The organism is Priestia megaterium (assembly GCF_046599315.1).
GTDB lineage: Bacteria > Bacillota > Bacilli > Bacillales > Bacillaceae_H > Priestia > Priestia megaterium_F.
The window spans coordinates 989,350-1,006,413 of the sequence record NZ_JBKIKC010000001.1 but is presented as its reverse complement, the minus strand read 5'-3'; the positions used below and the strand labels follow the sequence as shown (position 1 = coordinate 1,006,413).

Sequence of the window (17,064 nt, the reverse complement as noted above, 5' to 3'; positions counted from 1 at the left end):
GGACGAGTCTGAATAAGCATACGATATAAGATTGTAACAATCTAATAGGTGCATTTACAAATAAAAGGGTGTGAAAAGATGCAATGAAATGGTATGAATTAGGTGGAAAAGCAATAGTAGAAGTAACAAAAACAGACAGGCAGCATGGTCTTACACACAAAGAAGTAAAAGCACGTCAGCAGCAACAAGGGTTTAATGAATTGACTGAAGGAGAGAAAAAACCAGCCATTCTTGTGTTTCTAGAGCAGTTTAAAGATTTCATGGTGCTAGTTTTACTAGCTGCTACGCTTATTTCAGGGCTTTTAGGCGAATACATCGATGCGATTGCTATTATTGCCATCGTGATAATTAATGGATTTTTAGGCTTTTTTCAAGAAAGAAAAGCAGAGAAATCTCTTCATGCATTAAAAGAGCTTTCTGCTCCCCAAGTAGCAGCTATGCGTGAAGGGAAGTGGATTAAGCTACCCTCTAAAGAGCTGGTAGTTGGGGACGTTGTAAAGTTTTCGAGCGGAGACCGTATCGGAGCTGACCTTCGAATCATGGAAGCCAAAAGCCTAGAGATTGAAGAGTCAGCGCTTACGGGAGAGTCTTTGCCTGTTGCCAAGCAAATAAAAGCATTGTCAGGAGAGGAAGTACCGCTTGGAGATCAGGACAACATGGCGTTCATGGGTACGCTTGTGACGCGAGGAAGCGGAACAGGTATTGTTGTTGGAATTGGAATGAAAACAGCAATGGGACAAATTGCTGATTTGCTTCAAAATGCTGAAGCTATGATTACCCCTCTTCAACGGAAGTTAGAGCAATTAGGAAAAATTTTAATCGTTGTAGCTCTTGCACTTACTGTACTAGTTGTTGGAATTGGTGTACTGCAAGGCCATGATCTATACAGTATGTTCTTAGCGGGAGTTTCCTTAGCTGTTGCTGCCATACCCGAAGGTCTGCCTGCCATCGTAACCGTGGCGTTATCTCTTGGTGTACAGCGCATGATTAAGCAAAAATCCATTGTTCGCAAACTTCCTGCCGTTGAGACTCTCGGGTGTGCGTCAGTCATTTGCTCAGACAAAACGGGTACATTAACACAAAATAAAATGACGGTTACTCACCTTTGGTCTGGTGGAATGACGTGGAGGGTATCAGGGACAGGATATGAACCTACGGGCGTATTCTCGCGAGAGGAAAGAGAAGTTGATACACGGAGTGAAAAACCACTTCAGCAGCTTTTAGTGTTCGGTTTGCTTTGTAATCAAACGTCCATTTCAAGAAAAGATAAAGAATATGTCATCGACGGAGATCCTACTGAAGCAGCTTTGCTTGTTGCCGCGATGAAAGCTGGGCTGACAAAAGAAAATATTCAAAAGCAGTTTACGATTATTGAAGAGTTTCCATTTGATTCAACGCGTAAAATGATGAGTGTAGTTATTGAAGATGCATCTCATAAGCGTTATGTCATAACAAAAGGTGCTCCGGATGTGCTACTTATAAACAGCAAAAATATTTTATGGGAAAACAGACAACAAACGCTGTCGGTAACGGTTCATAATGAAGTGAAAGGAGCGATTGATCAATTAGCTAGCCAAGCGCTTCGAACCATTGCTATTGCTTATCGCCCGTTAGGAGATCATGAGAGCGTTCATACAGAGAAAGAAGCGGAAAAAGACCTGACCTTCCTAGGGCTTCAAGGAATGATTGATCCGCCAAGGCCAGAGGTCAAACAAGCGGTCAAAGAATGTCGAGATGCGGGCATCAAAACTGTTATGATTACAGGTGACCACGTCATTACAGCACAGGCGATTGCAAAACAACTTGGCATTTTACCCGAAAATGGTCAAGTCTTAGAAGGAACGGATTTGTCCAAAATGACGGAGGAAGAGCTAGAAGAAGTAGTAGATGATGTTTACGTATATGCGAGAGTATCACCTGAACATAAGCTTAAAATTGTTAAAGCTCTTCAAGCAAAAGATCACATTGTAGCCATGACGGGCGACGGCGTAAATGATGCACCAGCTATTAAAGCAGCAGACATAGGCATTGCGATGGGCATCACAGGAACAGACGTAGCAAAAGAAGCGTCTTCACTCGTTTTGCTTGATGATAACTTTGCTACAATCAAATCAGCGATCAAAGAAGGAAGAAACATCTATGAAAATATTCGCAAGTTTATCCGTTACTTGCTTGCATCAAACGTAGGAGAAATTTTAGTTATGCTCTTTGCGATGATTTTAGCACTTCCGCTTCCGCTAGTTCCAATTCAAATATTATGGGTAAACTTAGTAACGGATGGTTTGCCTGCGATGGCTCTTGGCTTAGACCAGCCAGAAGATAACGTCATGAAACGCCACCCAAGACATCCGCGCGAAGGTATTTTTGCAAGAGGGTTAGGGTGGAAAGTAGTTAGCCGAGGATTTTTAATTGGAGCTGCCACACTCGCTGCGTTTATGATTGTTTACGACAACGACCCAGATCGGTTGCAGTATGCTCAGACAATCGCATTTGCCACGCTTGTCATGGCACAGCTTATTCACGTATTTGACTGTCGAAGTGAAAAATCGATTTTTGATCGCAATCCATTTCAGAACTTATACCTTGTAGGAGCTGTTATTTCATCTATTATTCTTATGCTGGTGGCCATCTACTATCCGCCGCTGCAGCCTATTTTCCATACAATGGCCATTGCACCGCGGGAATGGCTCGTTATTTTAGGACTTGCAAGCCTTCCAACTTTTTTACTTGCCGGTTCACTTTTAGCAAGAAAACCTTCATAAATTGTGCTATACTTTAATGCAGGCTGTCCCAAATGAGAAAACTCATGAAGGCAGCCTTTACAGGTTGAATAGAGAAGAGAGATTTCTTTTTTTTGCTAACACTTTCTTTTATGATACTTTTTATGTAAGATGTACATAGTGGATGTGATGATAATGATAAAAAGTATGACAGGTTTTGGCCGCGGAAAAGCGGAAGTGGAAAATCGATCAGTAACAGTCGAAATGAAGTCTGTTAATCATCGTTTCTGTGAAATCGTTATTCGTATGCCAAGACAATTAATTGAAATTGAAGATAAAATAAAAAAAATCGTTCAAACATACATAAAACGTGGTAGAGTAGAAGTATTTGTTACTATTTCAGGTGAAGAAATGGCGAAAAAGAAACTGCAGACGGATTGGCAGTTGCTTGATGAATATATGGATGCGTTGCAGCAAGTCAAAGAAAAGCATGGGCTATCACAATCTGTTCAAATTCAAGATATTCTACACATGCCTGAAGTGATGACAACTTATGAAGAAGAAGCTGATCAGACGAGTATTCATGGTGCAATCTTTGAGGCGGTTGAAGCTGCCGTGCATCAGTTAGTGGATATGCGAAAACGAGAAGGATCAGAGCTGTATCACGATTTAATGGGATACTTACAGGACATTCAAGACATTCGCGGAAAAATTACACAGCTTGCTCCTGAAGTTGCTGAACAATATCGCGAGCGCATTAAAAGAAAGCTAAGCGACTACTTAGAAGGTACTTTCGATGAGCAGCGAGTGCTGACTGAAGTAGCTATTTTTGCTGAAAAAGCAGATATTAGCGAAGAACTTACGCGAATTCAAAGTCATGTTTCACAATTTATTCAAGCATTAAGTACACCTGATTCAGTAGGACGTAAGCTTGATTTCCTTGTTCAAGAGCTGAATCGTGAAATGAATACAATTGGTGCGAAGGCAAACAATGGTACTATTGCTCAATATGTTATTAGTATGAAAGCACAACTAGAACGTATAAAAGAGCAAGTTCAAAATATTGAATAGCCTTCGTGTAAGATAAAGATTATATTGATATAGCAGGAGGCTTCTTATGAGCGGTAAATTAGTGAACGTTGGATTTGGAAATTTTATTTCTTCTAATCGTATAATCTCTGTCGTTCATCCTGAATCAGCTCCAATCAAACGCATTATTCAAGATGCAAAAGATCGAGGCTCTTTAATAGATGCAACGCAAGGACGTAAAACACGATCTGTTATTGTTATGGATAGCGATCATGTGATTTTAGCTCCTGTACAGCCAGAAACTGTGTCACAGCGACTTATAAACAAAGAAGAATTATTAGAAGGGTAGGTCACTTGAACCGATGATTGAAAGAGGTTTATTAATTGTTCTTTCCGGACCATCAGGTGTTGGAAAAGGAACGGTACGAAAAGCATTATTTGAGCAAGAAGACATTAAATTGCAGTATTCTATTTCTGCAACAACAAGAAAGCCACGCGAAGGTGAAGTAGACGGTGTTGACTATTTCTTCAAGCCACGCGAAGAGTTTGAGCGCATGATTGAAAACAATAAATTATTAGAGTGGGCTGAATACGTAGGTAACTACTACGGTACCCCGGTTGATTATGTGGAACAAACGTTATCTGAAGGGAAAGACGTGTTTCTAGAAATTGAAGTGCAAGGAGCTCTTCAGGTGAAAGAAGCGTTTCCAGAAGGTTTGTTCATCTTCTTGGCTCCGCCGAGTTTATCAGAGCTTAAAAGCCGTATTGTAAACCGCGGTACTGAAACAGAAGACTTAATCAATAACCGTATGCGCGTAGCAAAAGAAGAAATCGAACTTATGGACGCCTACGATTATGTTGTAGAAAATGACAAAGTAGAAAATGCTTGTGCTCGCATCCGTGCTATCGTAACGGCTGAACATTGCCGTCGCGATCGTATTTCTGCGCGCTATAAAAGAATGCTGGAGGTCGAATAAATATGCTTTATCCATCAATTGATTCCCTAATGGAAAAATTAGATTCTAAGTACACGCTTGTAACAGTAGCTGCAAAACGTGCACGTCAATTACAGCTTCACAATGATACGCCGATTGAAAAGCCGGTTTCTTATAAGTTTGTAGGCTGTGCTTTAGAAGAAATTAATGCTGAGCAATTAAGCTATAAGCAAGGTGTAGCAGAAGAAGATTCTAAACATCAGTAAGTGAAAAAATAACAACCTACTTTATAGGTTGTTATTTTTTTGATACTTTTGTCTGTGTTCAAGCAGGATAGTGAATGTCTCACTACAAAAATGGTATAATAATTGAATTGAAAAGCTTTAGATAGTTACCCGAGTAAACAAGCGGATGCTGGTTGAGCGGGATAAATAGATGGGGGCATAATGATGAAGGGAAAACGAATTTTATTATGTGTTAGCGGCGGAATCGCCGTATATAAAGCCGCGGCTTTAACAAGTAAATTAGTACAAGCGGGAGCAGAAGTTAAAGTAATGATGACTGCTTCAGCATGCGAGTTCGTAACGCCACTTACGTTTCAAGCTCTGTCTCGAAACCCAGTTTATACAGATACGTTTGATGAAAAAGATCCATCTGTGATTGCACATATTGATTTAGCAGACTGGCCTGATTTAATTTTAGTGGCTCCTGCTACGGCTAATATGATAGGGAAAATAGCAAATGGTCTTGCGGATGATATGATTTCCACAATGCTGCTGGCTGCTACTGCACCTGTTTGGATTGCGCCTGCAATGAATGTTCATATGTACGATCACCCGGCTGTGAAAAAAAATATGAACACTCTTTCAGCATTTGGTTATTCCTTTGTAGAACCTGGAGAAGGGTATTTGGCATGCGGTTATGTAGGGAAAGGTCGCCTTGAAGAGCCAGAAACAATCGTTTCACTAATCAACTCTTATTTTTCACAAGTATCAGATACACAAAAGATCCTTGAAGGTGTCAATGTATTGATTACAGCAGGACCTACGGTAGAACGCATTGATCCCGTCCGTTTTTTCACCAATCGCTCTACCGGGAAAATGGGCTATGCCCTTGCAGAACAAGCTGCTAAGTTAGGCGCATCGGTAACACTTGTAACGGGACCGACGAATTTAGCATATCCAAAAGGAGTGCAGGTTGTTCAAATTGAAAGTGCGCAGCAGATGCTTGAAGCTGTTATGCAGCGCTATCATAAAGCAGATGTTGTCATTAAATCAGCTGCAGTTGCAGATTACCGACCAAAGCATGTGTTTGATCAAAAAATGAAAAAGCAGCCTGGTGAAGCCATATTAGAGCTAGAGAGAACAACAGATATTTTACGCACGCTTGGAGAGCGAAAAGAACATCAGCTTTTAGTCGGATTTGCTGCAGAAACAGAACAAGTGGATGAATATGCACAAAAGAAACTAGCATCTAAAAACTTGGATATGATTGTAGCTAATAATGTGACAACAGAAGGAGCTGGCTTTGGAACGGACACAAATATTGTAACGCTCTATAAGCGAAGCGGAGAGTCTAAGGAACTCCCGATTCTTTCAAAACACGATGTAGCTAATGAGGTGTTAAAAGAAGTGAAGGAAATGTTAGAAGGACTGAAAAAATGAGTGTAGCTAGTGTAATTGTGGACGTGGCTGCTAAACAAACGGATCGTACTTTTGACTACGCTATTCCTGCCAAATGGAAAGGAATTATTGTTCCAGGTATGCGAGTTGTCGTTCCATTTGGTCCTAGAAAAGTTCAGGGATTTGTGGTGGCTCTTAAAGAAGAGGCCGAAGTCAAGCGGGTTAAACCAATCGCTGACCTGCTTGATTTAACGCCGGTTCTGACTCCTGAATTGTTAGAGCTTGGGCAGTGGCTAACTGAAAAAACGCTTTGTTTTATGATATCAGCTTTTCAAGTCATGCTGCCTGCCGCAATGAAAGCAAAATATGATAAGGAACTTTCACTTCTTTCAAAAGAGGCATACGAACAGCTTCATGAGCAAGTAAAGCCGTTTTTTCAGTCAAGGTCCTCGCTGAAGTGGAGTGAAGTAGAAAAAACAGCCGCTGCTCCTGCTTTTCACCGTGATATTCAAAAAGGTCTAATTGAAGTCGTCTACGTCGTGAAAAATAAAGGAAACAAAAAAACGGCAAAAGGTGTAAAACTTAATCAAAGCCTTGAGCAAATTCAGCAATTTATAAGCGAGTCAAATAAGCAGGCAGAAAAACAAAAACAAGTGCTGTCTTTTATGCTGGATAGAAATGAAGAAGTGGCAATAAAAGAAATAGCGGAAGATTTGCAGATTACCTCTGCTCCTATAAAGACGCTGATTAACAAAGGGCTATTAGCGGAAACGGAAATTGAAATATACCGTGATCCTTATCAAGATCGCTACTTTACGCCATCAAAGCCATTTCAATTGACGGATGAACAAGCTGGGGCAATCGCGCCGATTCTGCAGGACATCGAAGAAAATCTTCACAATGTGTTTTTAATGTACGGAGTAACCGGAAGTGGAAAAACGGAAGTGTATCTCCAATCGATTGATCAAGTGCTAAAAAAAGGGAAAGAAGCGATTATGCTTGTTCCGGAGATTTCACTTACCCCTCAGATGGTCAAGCGATTTAAAGAGCGGTTCGGTTCGAAGGTCGCTGTGCTTCATAGCGGCTTGTCTACTGGAGAAAAATATGATGAATGGCGAAAAATCCAGCGAAAAGAAGTATCGGTTGTGGTAGGGGCCCGCTCTGCTGTATTTGCTCCATTTGAAAATCTAGGCCTTCTTATTATCGATGAAGAACATGAGACGAGTTATAAACAAGAAGAGAACCCCCGTTATCATGCGAGAGATGTCGCCATTTACCGAGGGGAGCATCATCAGTGTCCAGTCATTTTAGGAAGTGCAACGCCAACGCTTGAATCATTTGCAAGAGCGCAAAAAGGTGTGTATAAGCTACTGACGTTAAAGCAAAGAATGAATCAGTCATCAATGCCGTCGGTGGATATTGTCGATATGAGAGAAGAGCTTCGCAGCGGCAACCGTTCTATGTTTTCAACTATGCTATTTGAAAAGATGAAAGACCGTTTGGAAAAAGGAGAGCAAATCGTTTTATTTTTAAATAAAAGAGGCCATTCTTCTTTTGTCATGTGCAGGGACTGCGGTTACGTTCCGACATGTGAGCACTGTGAAATTTCACTGACGTATCACCGCTATCAAAATAAATTAAAATGCCATTACTGCGGGCACGAAGAGCATGTTCAAACTGAGTGCCCGGAATGCCACAGCGAGCATATCCGCTTTTTCGGGTCTGGTACACAAAAAGTGGAAGAAGAATTAACGAAAGTACTGCCTGAGGCTAGGGTAGTTCGAATGGATGTTGATACAACAAGCCGAAAAGGCGCGCATGAAAAACTCCTAAACAAGTTTGCAAGTGGAGAAGCGCAAGTTTTACTAGGGACGCAGATGATTGCTAAAGGGCTTGACTTTCCAAACGTCACGCTTGTAGGAGTGTTAACAGCAGATACGATGCTCAATTTACCTGACTTTCGTGCATCTGAAAAAACGTTTCAGCTTTTAACCCAGGTAAGCGGAAGAGCAGGTCGTCACAAGCTTCCAGGAGAAGTAGTGATCCAAACGTATACACCCGAGCACTACAGTATTCAACTTGCGAGTCAGCACGATTACGATACGTTTTATCAGCAGGAGATGGAAATTCGTAAAATGCATAAATACCCGCCTTTCTTTTACTTGGCGCTTGTAACGGTATCTCATGAAAATATTGCAAAAGTAGTGTCTGTTACAGATAAAATTTCACAGTATCTGCGTCAAAAACTTTCGCCGCAAACAACGATCTTAGGACCTGTCGCATCTCCGATTGCTAAGATAAAAGATAGATATCGCTATCAATGCATGTTAAAATACAAGCTGGAACCAAGCCTGATTCCGTTATTGAAATATATATTAGAACGTTATCAAGCAGAAATGCAGAAGGAGAATTTAACGATCACCATTGATTTGCATCCATATTCAATGATGTAATTAGTCGTTTTGATGACGTTAAAGAAGAAGCTTTTTGGATATAAATAGAAAGAATAAAGGAGGTGCCTATTTGGCTAAGCTTAAGCTTGTTTACCATCCTAATGAAGTACTTGAACAAGAGTGTGAAGTCGTTAAAAACTTTGATAATAAATTAGCGAAATTACTAAACGGCATGTATGATTTAATGCTCGAAGCAGACGGTGTGGGTCTAGCTGCTCCTCAAGTAGGAGTTCTGCAGCAAGTAGCAGTGGTGGACGTTGGCGACCGACACGGTAAAATTGAGTTAATTAATCCGGTAATTATTGAGCAACGAGGCGAACAAATCGGTCCAGAAGGCTGCCTAAGTTTTCCGGGCCTTTTTGGTGACGTGGCTAGAGCTGATTATGTGAAAGTACGCGCGCAAAATCGTAAAGGAAAACCTTATTTTATAGAAGCAAAAGGATTTTTAGCGCGAGCAATTCAACATGAAATTGATCATTTGCAAGGTGTATTGTTCACGGAAAAGGTAACAAAGTATTACGAAGAGGATGAACTAGAAGGGTAGGTTTTACACGATGAAAGTCGTATTTATGGGAACGCCGGATTTTTCAGTGCCGGTTTTACAAACATTACTTAAAGATGGATATGAAGTGGTCGCAGTGGTTACACAGCCGGATCGACCAAAAGGACGCAAGCGCGTATTAACACCTCCTCCAGTAAAAGTTGAGGCGTTAAAGCATGAAATACCTGTACTGCAGCCAGAAAAGATTCGCCTAGAAGAAGAATATCAGCAAGTGTTAGCGTATGAGCCTGACCTAATTGTAACAGCGGCTTTTGGTCAAATTTTACCGAGTCCTATTTTAGAAGCGCCTAAATACGGCTGTATTAACGTGCATGCTTCTCTGTTACCTGAACTGCGCGGAGGCGCGCCGATTCACTATTCAATTCTACAAGGTAAGCCGAAAACTGGTGTTACAATTATGTATATGGTAGAAAAATTAGACGCAGGTGACATCTTAACACAGGTAGAAGTGCCGATTGAAGAACGTGATCACGTTGGCACACTTCATGATAAACTCAGCGCTGCTGGTGCAAAATTGCTTTCAGAAACCATTCCTTCGCTTGTAAAAGGTGAAATTACGCCAGTGAAACAAAATGACGACGAGGCGACATTTGCTTCTAACATTAAACGGGAACAGGAGAAAATTGATTGGACCCGTACAGGAGAAGAAATTTATAACCATATCCGAGGACTTCATCCTTGGCCCGTTGCCTATACAACGGCAGAAGGTCAGGTCATGAAAATTTGGTGGGGAGAAAAAGTATCGGCATCAGGCAAACCAGGTACTGTTTTATCACTTGAAGCAGATGGATTTGTAGTGGCAACTGGAAATGAAATAGCTATTAAAGTGACAGAACTTCAGCCAGCTGGAAAAAAACGTATGGATGCAGCACAGTATTTACGAGGGACATCCGTTGAAGTCGGAGCGGTATTAGGGGATGTCAATGAGTAAGTACAACGTTCGAGACATAGCGTTAGATATTTTACTAGCTATTGAAAAAAATCAAGCATTCAGTAACCTATTGTTAAATAACAGTATGCAAAAACGTGGTATTCAAGGAAAAGATGCAGGCCTGTTAACGGAAATTGTGTATGGAACGATTCAAAGACGTGATACGTTAGATTACGGATTAGCCCCTTTCTTAAAAAATCCCAAAAAGCTTCAGCCTTGGGTGCGAGTGCTGCTTCGTTTATCTCTTTATCAAATGGTATATTTAGACCGAGTACCTGATCGAGCAATCCTTCATGAAGCAGTAGAAATTGCTAAAAAACGCGGCCACAAAGGAATTGCTTCAATGGTAAATGGCGTTTTGCGAAACATTCAGCGAAACGGCACGCCTTCTTTAGATGAAATACAAAATCCTGTAGAGCGTTTGGCGATTGAAACGAGTCATCCATTATGGCTTGTAAAACGCTGGGTGGAACAATATGGATTGGACAAAACACGCGGAATCTGTTTAGCTAATTTAATGGCCCCTAAACAAACAATCCGAGTAAACAGTGCACGCTTTACGCAAAATGAAGTAAAAGAAGCGCTTGAAAACGAAGGTATTATTGTAGAACCAGGCCATTTTGTAGAAGAAGCGTTAGAAGTTCAAAAAGGAAATGCAGCTCATACACAAGCATTTCGTGAAGGAATGTTCACCGTTCAAGATGAAAGCTCTATGTTAGTTGCTCACGCGCTAGGTGTAGAGGAAGAAGAGCTGATTTTAGATAGCTGTGCTGCACCAGGAGGAAAATCGACTCATATTGCAGAGCAGCTTAAAAACAGTGGTAAAGTTATTTCCTTGGACATTCATGATCATAAAGTAAAGCTGATTGCCCAGCAGGCAGAGCGTCTGCACCTGACAAACATTGAGCCGACGGTTCAAGACAGCCGCAAAGCGGGTGAACAATTTGAGAAAGAAATGTTTGACCGTATTTTAGTAGATGCCCCGTGCTCAGGTTTTGGTGTAATGAGACGTAAACCAGATTTGAAATATACAAAGACTGAGCAAGATGTAAAGCAGCTGGCGCGTATTCAACAAGATATTTTAAATGCGGTTGCGCCTTTATTAAAAAAAGGTGGGACCCTTGTATATAGTACATGTACAATTGACCGGGACGAAAATGGTGATGTTGTAGCGGCATTTTTAGCAGACCATGCTGATTTTCAAAAAGACGAAACGCTTGCTGCACGCATGCCGCAAAAACTTAAACGAAACGTAAAACATGGTGAAATTCAATTGCTGCCAGATGAACAAAGCGATGGATTTTATATTGCATGTTTACAGAAGAAGGTGTAAAAATGGAAGAAGTAACTAAAAGAAAAGCAAAAACACAAGAAAAGCCGCAAAAACCATCTATTTATTCATTAGAAATGCATGATCTAGAAAACTGGTTAGTAGAACACGGAGATAAGAAGTTCCGCGCTAAACAAATTTTTGACTGGTTATATGTTAAACGCGTAACGGGCTTTGACGATATGTCAAACTTATCTAAAGGGTTACGTGAGCAACTAAAAGAGAAATTTGTATTAACGACATTAAAAACAGTTGTTCAGCAAACGTCTGGAGATGGCACGATGAAGTTTTTATTCGAACTTCATGACGGTTATACGATCGAAACAGTGCTTATGCGACATGAATACGGAAATTCTGTCTGTGTAACAACTCAAGTTGGATGTCGCATCGGCTGTACGTTCTGTGCATCAACTCTCGGAGGTTTAAAGCGTAATTTAGAAGCTGGAGAAATCGTAGCTCAAGTAGTAAAAGTACAAAAAGCGTTAGATGAACAAGGAGAACGCGTGAGCTCTGTCGTAATTATGGGTATTGGGGAGCCGTTTGATAACTATGATGAGATGATGCGCTTCTTAAAAACAATTAACAGTGATCATGGATTAAATATTGGTGCACGTCATATCACGGTATCGACTAGTGGAATCATCCCAAAAATCTATAAGTTTGCTGATGAACAAATGCAAATCAATTTCGCGATTTCACTTCACGCTCCAAACAATGACATTCGCTCGCGCTTAATGCCGATTAACCGTGCGTATAAACTTCCTGATTTGATGGAAGCCATTAAATATTATACGGATAAAACGGGAAGACGTATTAGCTTTGAGTACGGCCTATTCGGAGGAGTAAACGATCAAGTAGAGCATGCGGAGGAACTAGCGGAATTGATTAAAGATGTTAAGTGTCATGTGAACTTGATTCCAGTAAACTATGTGCCTGAGCGTGATTATGTTCGTACACCACGTGAGCAGATTTTTGCATTTGAACGTACGCTTAAAAAGCGTGGCGTTAACGTGACTATTCGACGTGAGCAAGGTCATGATATCGATGCAGCTTGTGGCCAATTACGTGCGAAGGAGCGTAAAGAAGAGACGAGGTGATTGTATGGCAACTGTCTTCATGACAGACCGAGGGAGAGTTAGACAACACAATGAAGATAACGGAGGGGTATTTTTGAACCAACATAATCAGCTGCTTGCAATTGTGGCTGATGGTATGGGAGGTCATCGAGCTGGCGACGTCGCCAGTGAGATGGCGGTTCAAAAATTGCAAATAGCGTGGAAGGAAGCGGAAAAAGTAACGTCTCCTGATGAGGCGACGCAGTGGATTCGTACGCATGTTTCACAAATTAATCAAGATATTTATCAGTATGCTCAGGAACATGAAGAATGTAAAGGCATGGGCACGACGGTTGTACTTGCTTTATGCGCCGATACGTTTTGTGCGATTGGTAATATAGGAGACAGCAGGTGCTATATTTCGAATGAATATGGATTTCAACAAGTGACAGAAGATCATTCTCTTGTGAATGAACTCGTAAAAAACGGTCAAATCACAAAAGAAGATGCTGAACATCATCCACGAAAAAATATCTTATTAAGAGCACTAGGTACCGAAGAAAATGTTAGCTTAGATGTAAAAACAATTGAAGTGGAAAAAGAAGATCGATTATTATTATGTTCAGATGGACTGACAAATAAGGTAACGGAACAAAAGTTGAACGAAACGTTATCAACAAGTTCATCACTTCACGAAAAAGGTACGAGCCTGATTCAATTAGCAAATGAGCTTGGTGGAGAAGACAATATTACACTTGCAATTGTGGACTTTACATCTGAAAGTGGGTGAGAGTGTTGCTAATAGGTAGACGGCTAAACGACCGTTATAAGGTAATACAGGTAATTGGTGGAGGCGGAATGGCAAACGTCTATTTAGGTCGCGACATGATTTTAGATCGTGATGTGGCAATTAAAGTGCTGCGCTTAGACTTTGCAAGTGACGATGCGTTTATAAAGCGTTTCCATCGAGAAGCACAATCTGCTACGAGTATTGCTCATCCTAATATTGTCAGCATTTATGATGTTGGAGAAGAAGAAGATATTTACTATATCATCATGGAATACGTACCGGGTATGACATTAAAGCAATATATTCTGCAAGAATCACCATTATCTCTTGATAAAGCTATACATATTATGACGCAGATTACATCAGCTATTGCCCATGCTCATCAATACGGAATTATTCATCGGGATATTAAGCCTCAAAATATTTTAATTGATCATGATGATACCATTAAAGTTACTGACTTCGGCATTGCCGTAGCATTAAGTTCTACAACCATTACGCATACCAATTCTGTTTTGGGATCTGTTCATTATTTATCTCCTGAACAGGCAAGGGGAGGGCTTGCGAATAAGCGTTCCGATATTTATTCGCTTGGCATTGTCCTATTTGAATTGCTAACGGGTCGAGTCCCTTTTTCTGGGGAATCGGCTGTGTCAATTGCATTAAAACATTTACAGACAGAAACACCTTCTCCAAAAAGGTGGAATCCCTCTATCCCTCAAAGCGTGGAGAATGTTGTATTAAAAGCAACAACTAAAGATCCATTTTACAGATACAGTTCCGTCGAAGAACTCGAAGCGGATTTACAGTCTGCTGTTCATCCAAATCGTTATAATGAGCAAAGATTTACGGTACCTAATGATGAAGAAGTAACAAAAGCTATTCCAGTTATTAAGGAAGACTTTGTTGAATCTGAAGAAACGCACGTACCTGTGAGAAAACCACCTTACTTAGAGCGAGAAGAAGAAGAGGAAGAAGAATTAAAGCCGAAGAAAAAAAAGAAGAAAAAGAAAAAAGGTAAAAGCAAGCTGATTGTAACGCTTGTTTTAATTTTTTTGCTGCTGGCAGCTGCTAGCGTAGCCGCCGTTACATTTATTCCAGCTTTATTGCTCCCAAAAGACGTCAAGGTTCCTGATTTGCATAATCAAGATTATGAATCAGCAGTAACCGATTTGGTTTCTTTAGGATTTAAAGTGAAGAATCCTAAAGATATATCTGATAATGAGGTGGAAGAAGGCGACGTGGTTAAAACGGTGCCAGAAGCAGGAGACGTCATCAAAGAAGGATCTAATGTCATTATTTATCGAAGTACAGGAAAGAAAAAAGAAGCATTTAACCGATACATTGGAAGAAGCTTTACAGAAGTAAAAAGTCTGTTAGAAAAGCAGCATTATAAAGATATCCAATCAATCGAAGTTGAAAGTACAGAACCAAAAGGCAATATTACAGATCAGACGCCTAAAGAAACAGAACAAGTTGTGCCGGAAGACACAACGGTTACTCTGTGGGTAAGTAAGGGTCCGCCGAAGATTACATTAAAGGATTTCTCAGGCTGGACGGAAAAAAGCGTAAAAGACTATGCATCAGATGAAAATATTGAAGTTGACGTAAAAACAGCGTATTCCGACACTGTTGAAAAAGGTCTTGTGATGTCTCAAAAGCCTGCAGCGGATGAGAGTATCGAGCAAGGTGATAAGCTCACCATTACGGTCTCAATGGGCAAAGAGCCAAAAGCTCCTCAAACGGTGTCAGTGGATGTTACCATTCCGTATAAAGAAGAGACCGACGCGGAAGCAAGCACGGAACAAGGTGACACAACGGAAACAGGCGATGTAACCGAAACAGAAGATGGAAAACCAAAGCCGCAAAAAGTACAAATTTATATCGAAGATGCAGATAACGATATGTCTGTTCCTGCTAAAGAATTAACGATTACTGAAACAACAAAAGAATCGTTCGATGTCTTAGTCAAGGAAAATGAAAAAGCGTCTTATAAAATTGTCCGAGACGGGGAAGTTATTGAAGAAAAAGACGTTGAATATCCAGAGTGATAGGAGTGAGGTTATGCCAGAAGGAAGAATTATTAAATCCCTTAGCGGATTTTATTATGTTCTTCATGATGGACAAGTAACGCAATGTCGAGGACGAGGTGTTTTTCGTAAAAAGAAGGTAACGCCTTTAGTCGGTGACAATGTAGTATTTCAAGCGGAAAATAAGCTTGAAGGATATATACTTGAAATTAAAGAACGTAAAAATGAATTAGTTCGTCCCCCTATTTCAAATGTTGATCAGGCGCTGCTTGTTTTTTCAGCGATTGAACCTGATTTTAGCACAATGCTTCTTGACCGATTTTTAGTGCTAGTGGAATCTAATCATATTGAACCTATTATTTGTATTTCAAAAGTAGATCTTTTATCACAGCAGCAGAAGCAAGAAATCAAGCAATATGCCGAAGAATATCGTAAAATAGGATATGAGGTCATTTTAACGTCGACAGTAACGGAAAAAGGCATGGAACAAATTCAGCCGTTATTTGAAGATCGCGTAACGGTCATTGCCGGACAGTCAGGTGTCGGTAAATCTTCACTGTTAAACGCACTTAAACCAGAGCTTGAGTTAAAAACAAATGATATTTCCATGTCACTTGGAAGAGGGAAGCATACCACACGCCATGTGGAACTTATTTCATTTGGTGAAGGTTTAGTAGCTGACACGCCAGGTTTTAGCTCACTGGAGTTTTTAACATTAGAAGTAGAAGAATTAACCCATTGTTTTCCTGAAATGTCGCGTTTGAGTGAACAGTGTAAATTTCGAGGTTGTTTGCATGTGAAAGAACCAAAATGTGCGGTGAAAGAAGCGTACGAACAAAAAGAAATTCCGAGTTATCGCTACGAACATTACTTGCAATTTATTGAGGAAATTAAGCAAAGAAAGCCGAGGTATTAAAAATGACAAAAATCGCACCTTCCATTTTATCTGCCAATTTTTCAAAGCTTGCTGAAGAAATTCGTGAAGTTGAAGCAGGTGGAGCAGACTACATCCATATAGACGTTATGGATGGCCATTTTGTTCCTAATATTACAATTGGACCGCTTATCGTTGAGGCTGTACGCCCTGTCACAGCACTTCCATTAGATGTGCATTTGATGATTGAAAATCCAGATCAATACGTTCCAATGTTTGCAAAGGCAGGTGCCGATATTTTAACGGTACATGCTGAAGCGTGTACTCATTTGCACCGCACCATTCAATTAATTAAAGAGCATGGCATGAAAGCAGGAGTTGCTTTAAATCCCGCAACGCCGATTGATGTGGTAAAGCATATCTTAGAAGATATCGATCTTATTTTATTAATGACGGTGAACCCAGGCTTTGGAGGACAGACATTTATTCCAAGTGTACTGCCGAAAATTGAGCAAATTTCTCAGCTTATTGAAATTCGTCAGCTTTCTATTGAAGTAGAGGTTGATGGAGGAATTAATGAAGAAACAGCAAGAAAATGTGTGGAAGCAGGAGCAAACGTCTTAGTGGCTGGCTCAGCTATTTATAATCGAGAAGATCGAGCAGGCGCAATTAGTCAAATTCGCACAACTGTTCAAGCTTAAGCAATAAAAGCTGCTGTGTACAACGAGTAGAA

At 40.5% G+C, this 17,064-nt stretch carries 15 protein-coding genes; all 15 read left to right on the top strand.

Features of this window, described 5'->3' with window-relative positions; genetic code table 11:
• Positions 1 to 83: 83 nt before the first annotated feature.
• The 15 genes from ACLHDF_RS05525 (at position 84) to rpe (ending at position 17,032) form a co-directional block, all read left to right on the top strand.
• On the top strand, positions 84 to 2,762 hold the full coding sequence (locus ACLHDF_RS05525) for a cation-translocating P-type ATPase (protein ID WP_413917954.1): 2,679 nt from the start codon (positions 84 to 86) through the stop codon (positions 2,760 to 2,762).
• Positions 2,763 to 2,915: 153 nt separating this feature from the next.
• Complete coding sequence (locus ACLHDF_RS05520; protein WP_413917953.1) at positions 2,916 to 3,791, top strand: YicC/YloC family endoribonuclease; 876 nt, start codon at positions 2,916 to 2,918, stop codon at positions 3,789 to 3,791.
• A 46-nt stretch (positions 3,792 to 3,837) separates the two neighbouring features.
• Entirely contained in the window at positions 3,838 to 4,098 is a 261-nt protein-coding gene (locus tag ACLHDF_RS05515; RefSeq protein WP_013084831.1) for a DUF370 domain-containing protein, read from the top strand.
• Between the two features lie 13 nt (positions 4,099 to 4,111).
• A complete protein-coding gene (gene gmk, locus ACLHDF_RS05510; RefSeq protein ID WP_251391067.1) occupies positions 4,112 to 4,726 on the top strand; it encodes a guanylate kinase in 615 nt (204 codons plus the stop codon).
• Between the two features lie 2 nt (positions 4,727 to 4,728).
• Entirely contained in the window at positions 4,729 to 4,950 is a 222-nt protein-coding gene (gene rpoZ / locus ACLHDF_RS05505; protein WP_013058926.1) for a DNA-directed RNA polymerase subunit omega, read from the top strand.
• A 180-nt stretch (positions 4,951 to 5,130) separates the two neighbouring features.
• Positions 5,131 to 6,348, top strand: a complete 1,218-nt coding sequence (coaBC, locus tag ACLHDF_RS05500) for a bifunctional phosphopantothenoylcysteine decarboxylase/phosphopantothenate--cysteine ligase CoaBC (RefSeq protein ID WP_413917952.1) — start codon at positions 5,131 to 5,133, stop codon at positions 6,346 to 6,348.
• Positions 6,345 to 8,759, top strand: coding sequence for a primosomal protein N' (priA, locus tag ACLHDF_RS05495; RefSeq protein WP_413917951.1), 2,415 nt, complete (start codon positions 6,345 to 6,347; stop codon positions 8,757 to 8,759). The genes coaBC and priA overlap by 4 nt, the downstream gene beginning before the upstream one ends.
• Positions 8,760 to 8,829: 70 nt before the next feature.
• Complete coding sequence (gene def / locus ACLHDF_RS05490; RefSeq protein WP_413917950.1) at positions 8,830 to 9,303, top strand: peptide deformylase; 474 nt, start codon at positions 8,830 to 8,832, stop codon at positions 9,301 to 9,303.
• Positions 9,304 to 9,313: 10 nt separating this feature from the next.
• Positions 9,314 to 10,252 (top strand): methionyl-tRNA formyltransferase, encoded by a 939-nt coding sequence (gene fmt, locus ACLHDF_RS05485; protein ID WP_413917949.1) that lies wholly within the window; start codon positions 9,314 to 9,316, stop codon positions 10,250 to 10,252.
• Positions 10,245 to 11,585: a 16S rRNA (cytosine(967)-C(5))-methyltransferase RsmB gene (gene rsmB / locus ACLHDF_RS05480; RefSeq protein WP_413917948.1), complete on the top strand. Its 1,341-nt coding sequence runs from the start codon at positions 10,245 to 10,247 to the stop codon at positions 11,583 to 11,585. Before fmt ends, rsmB begins: the two co-directional genes overlap by 8 nt.
• 2 nt (positions 11,586 to 11,587) lie before the next feature.
• A complete protein-coding gene (gene rlmN / locus ACLHDF_RS05475; protein WP_413917947.1) occupies positions 11,588 to 12,679 on the top strand; it encodes a 23S rRNA (adenine(2503)-C(2))-methyltransferase RlmN in 1,092 nt (363 codons plus the stop codon).
• A 4-nt stretch (positions 12,680 to 12,683) separates the two neighbouring features.
• Positions 12,684 to 13,427, top strand: a complete 744-nt coding sequence (locus ACLHDF_RS05470; RefSeq protein ID WP_413917946.1) for a Stp1/IreP family PP2C-type Ser/Thr phosphatase — start codon at positions 12,684 to 12,686, stop codon at positions 13,425 to 13,427.
• Positions 13,428 to 13,432: 5 nt separating this feature from the next.
• Entirely contained in the window at positions 13,433 to 15,478 is a 2,046-nt protein-coding gene (gene pknB, locus ACLHDF_RS05465; RefSeq protein WP_413918269.1) for a Stk1 family PASTA domain-containing Ser/Thr kinase, read from the top strand.
• Positions 15,479 to 15,491: 13 nt separating this feature from the next.
• On the top strand, positions 15,492 to 16,373 hold the full coding sequence (rsgA, locus tag ACLHDF_RS05460) for a ribosome small subunit-dependent GTPase A (protein WP_413917945.1): 882 nt from the start codon (positions 15,492 to 15,494) through the stop codon (positions 16,371 to 16,373).
• Between the two features lie 2 nt (positions 16,374 to 16,375).
• A complete protein-coding gene (rpe, locus tag ACLHDF_RS05455; RefSeq protein WP_413917944.1) occupies positions 16,376 to 17,032 on the top strand; it encodes a ribulose-phosphate 3-epimerase in 657 nt (218 codons plus the stop codon).
• Positions 17,033 to 17,064 lie beyond the last annotated feature (32 nt).

Coding starts and splice junctions, on each gene's coding strand:
- rsgA (WP_413917945.1), top strand. CDS start 15,492: ATGCCAGAAGGAAGAATTATTAAATCCCTTAGCGGATTTTATTATGTT.
- priA (WP_413917951.1), top strand. CDS start 6,345: ATGAGTGTAGCTAGTGTAATTGTGGACGTGGCTGCTAAACAAACGGAT.
- fmt (WP_413917949.1), top strand. CDS start 9,314: ATGAAAGTCGTATTTATGGGAACGCCGGATTTTTCAGTGCCGGTTTTA.
- rlmN (WP_413917947.1), top strand. CDS start 11,588: ATGGAAGAAGTAACTAAAAGAAAAGCAAAAACACAAGAAAAGCCGCAA.
- coaBC (WP_413917952.1), top strand. CDS start 5,131: ATGATGAAGGGAAAACGAATTTTATTATGTGTTAGCGGCGGAATCGCC.
- rpoZ (WP_013058926.1), top strand. CDS start 4,729: ATGCTTTATCCATCAATTGATTCCCTAATGGAAAAATTAGATTCTAAG.
- gmk (WP_251391067.1), top strand. CDS start 4,112: ATGATTGAAAGAGGTTTATTAATTGTTCTTTCCGGACCATCAGGTGTT.
- rpe (WP_413917944.1), top strand. CDS start 16,376: ATGACAAAAATCGCACCTTCCATTTTATCTGCCAATTTTTCAAAGCTT.
- ACLHDF_RS05515 (WP_013084831.1), top strand. CDS start 3,838: ATGAGCGGTAAATTAGTGAACGTTGGATTTGGAAATTTTATTTCTTCT.
- ACLHDF_RS05525 (WP_413917954.1), top strand. CDS start 84: ATGAAATGGTATGAATTAGGTGGAAAAGCAATAGTAGAAGTAACAAAA.
- ACLHDF_RS05470 (WP_413917946.1), top strand. CDS start 12,684: ATGGCAACTGTCTTCATGACAGACCGAGGGAGAGTTAGACAACACAAT.
- ACLHDF_RS05520 (WP_413917953.1), top strand. CDS start 2,916: ATGATAAAAAGTATGACAGGTTTTGGCCGCGGAAAAGCGGAAGTGGAA.
- rsmB (WP_413917948.1), top strand. CDS start 10,245: ATGAGTAAGTACAACGTTCGAGACATAGCGTTAGATATTTTACTAGCT.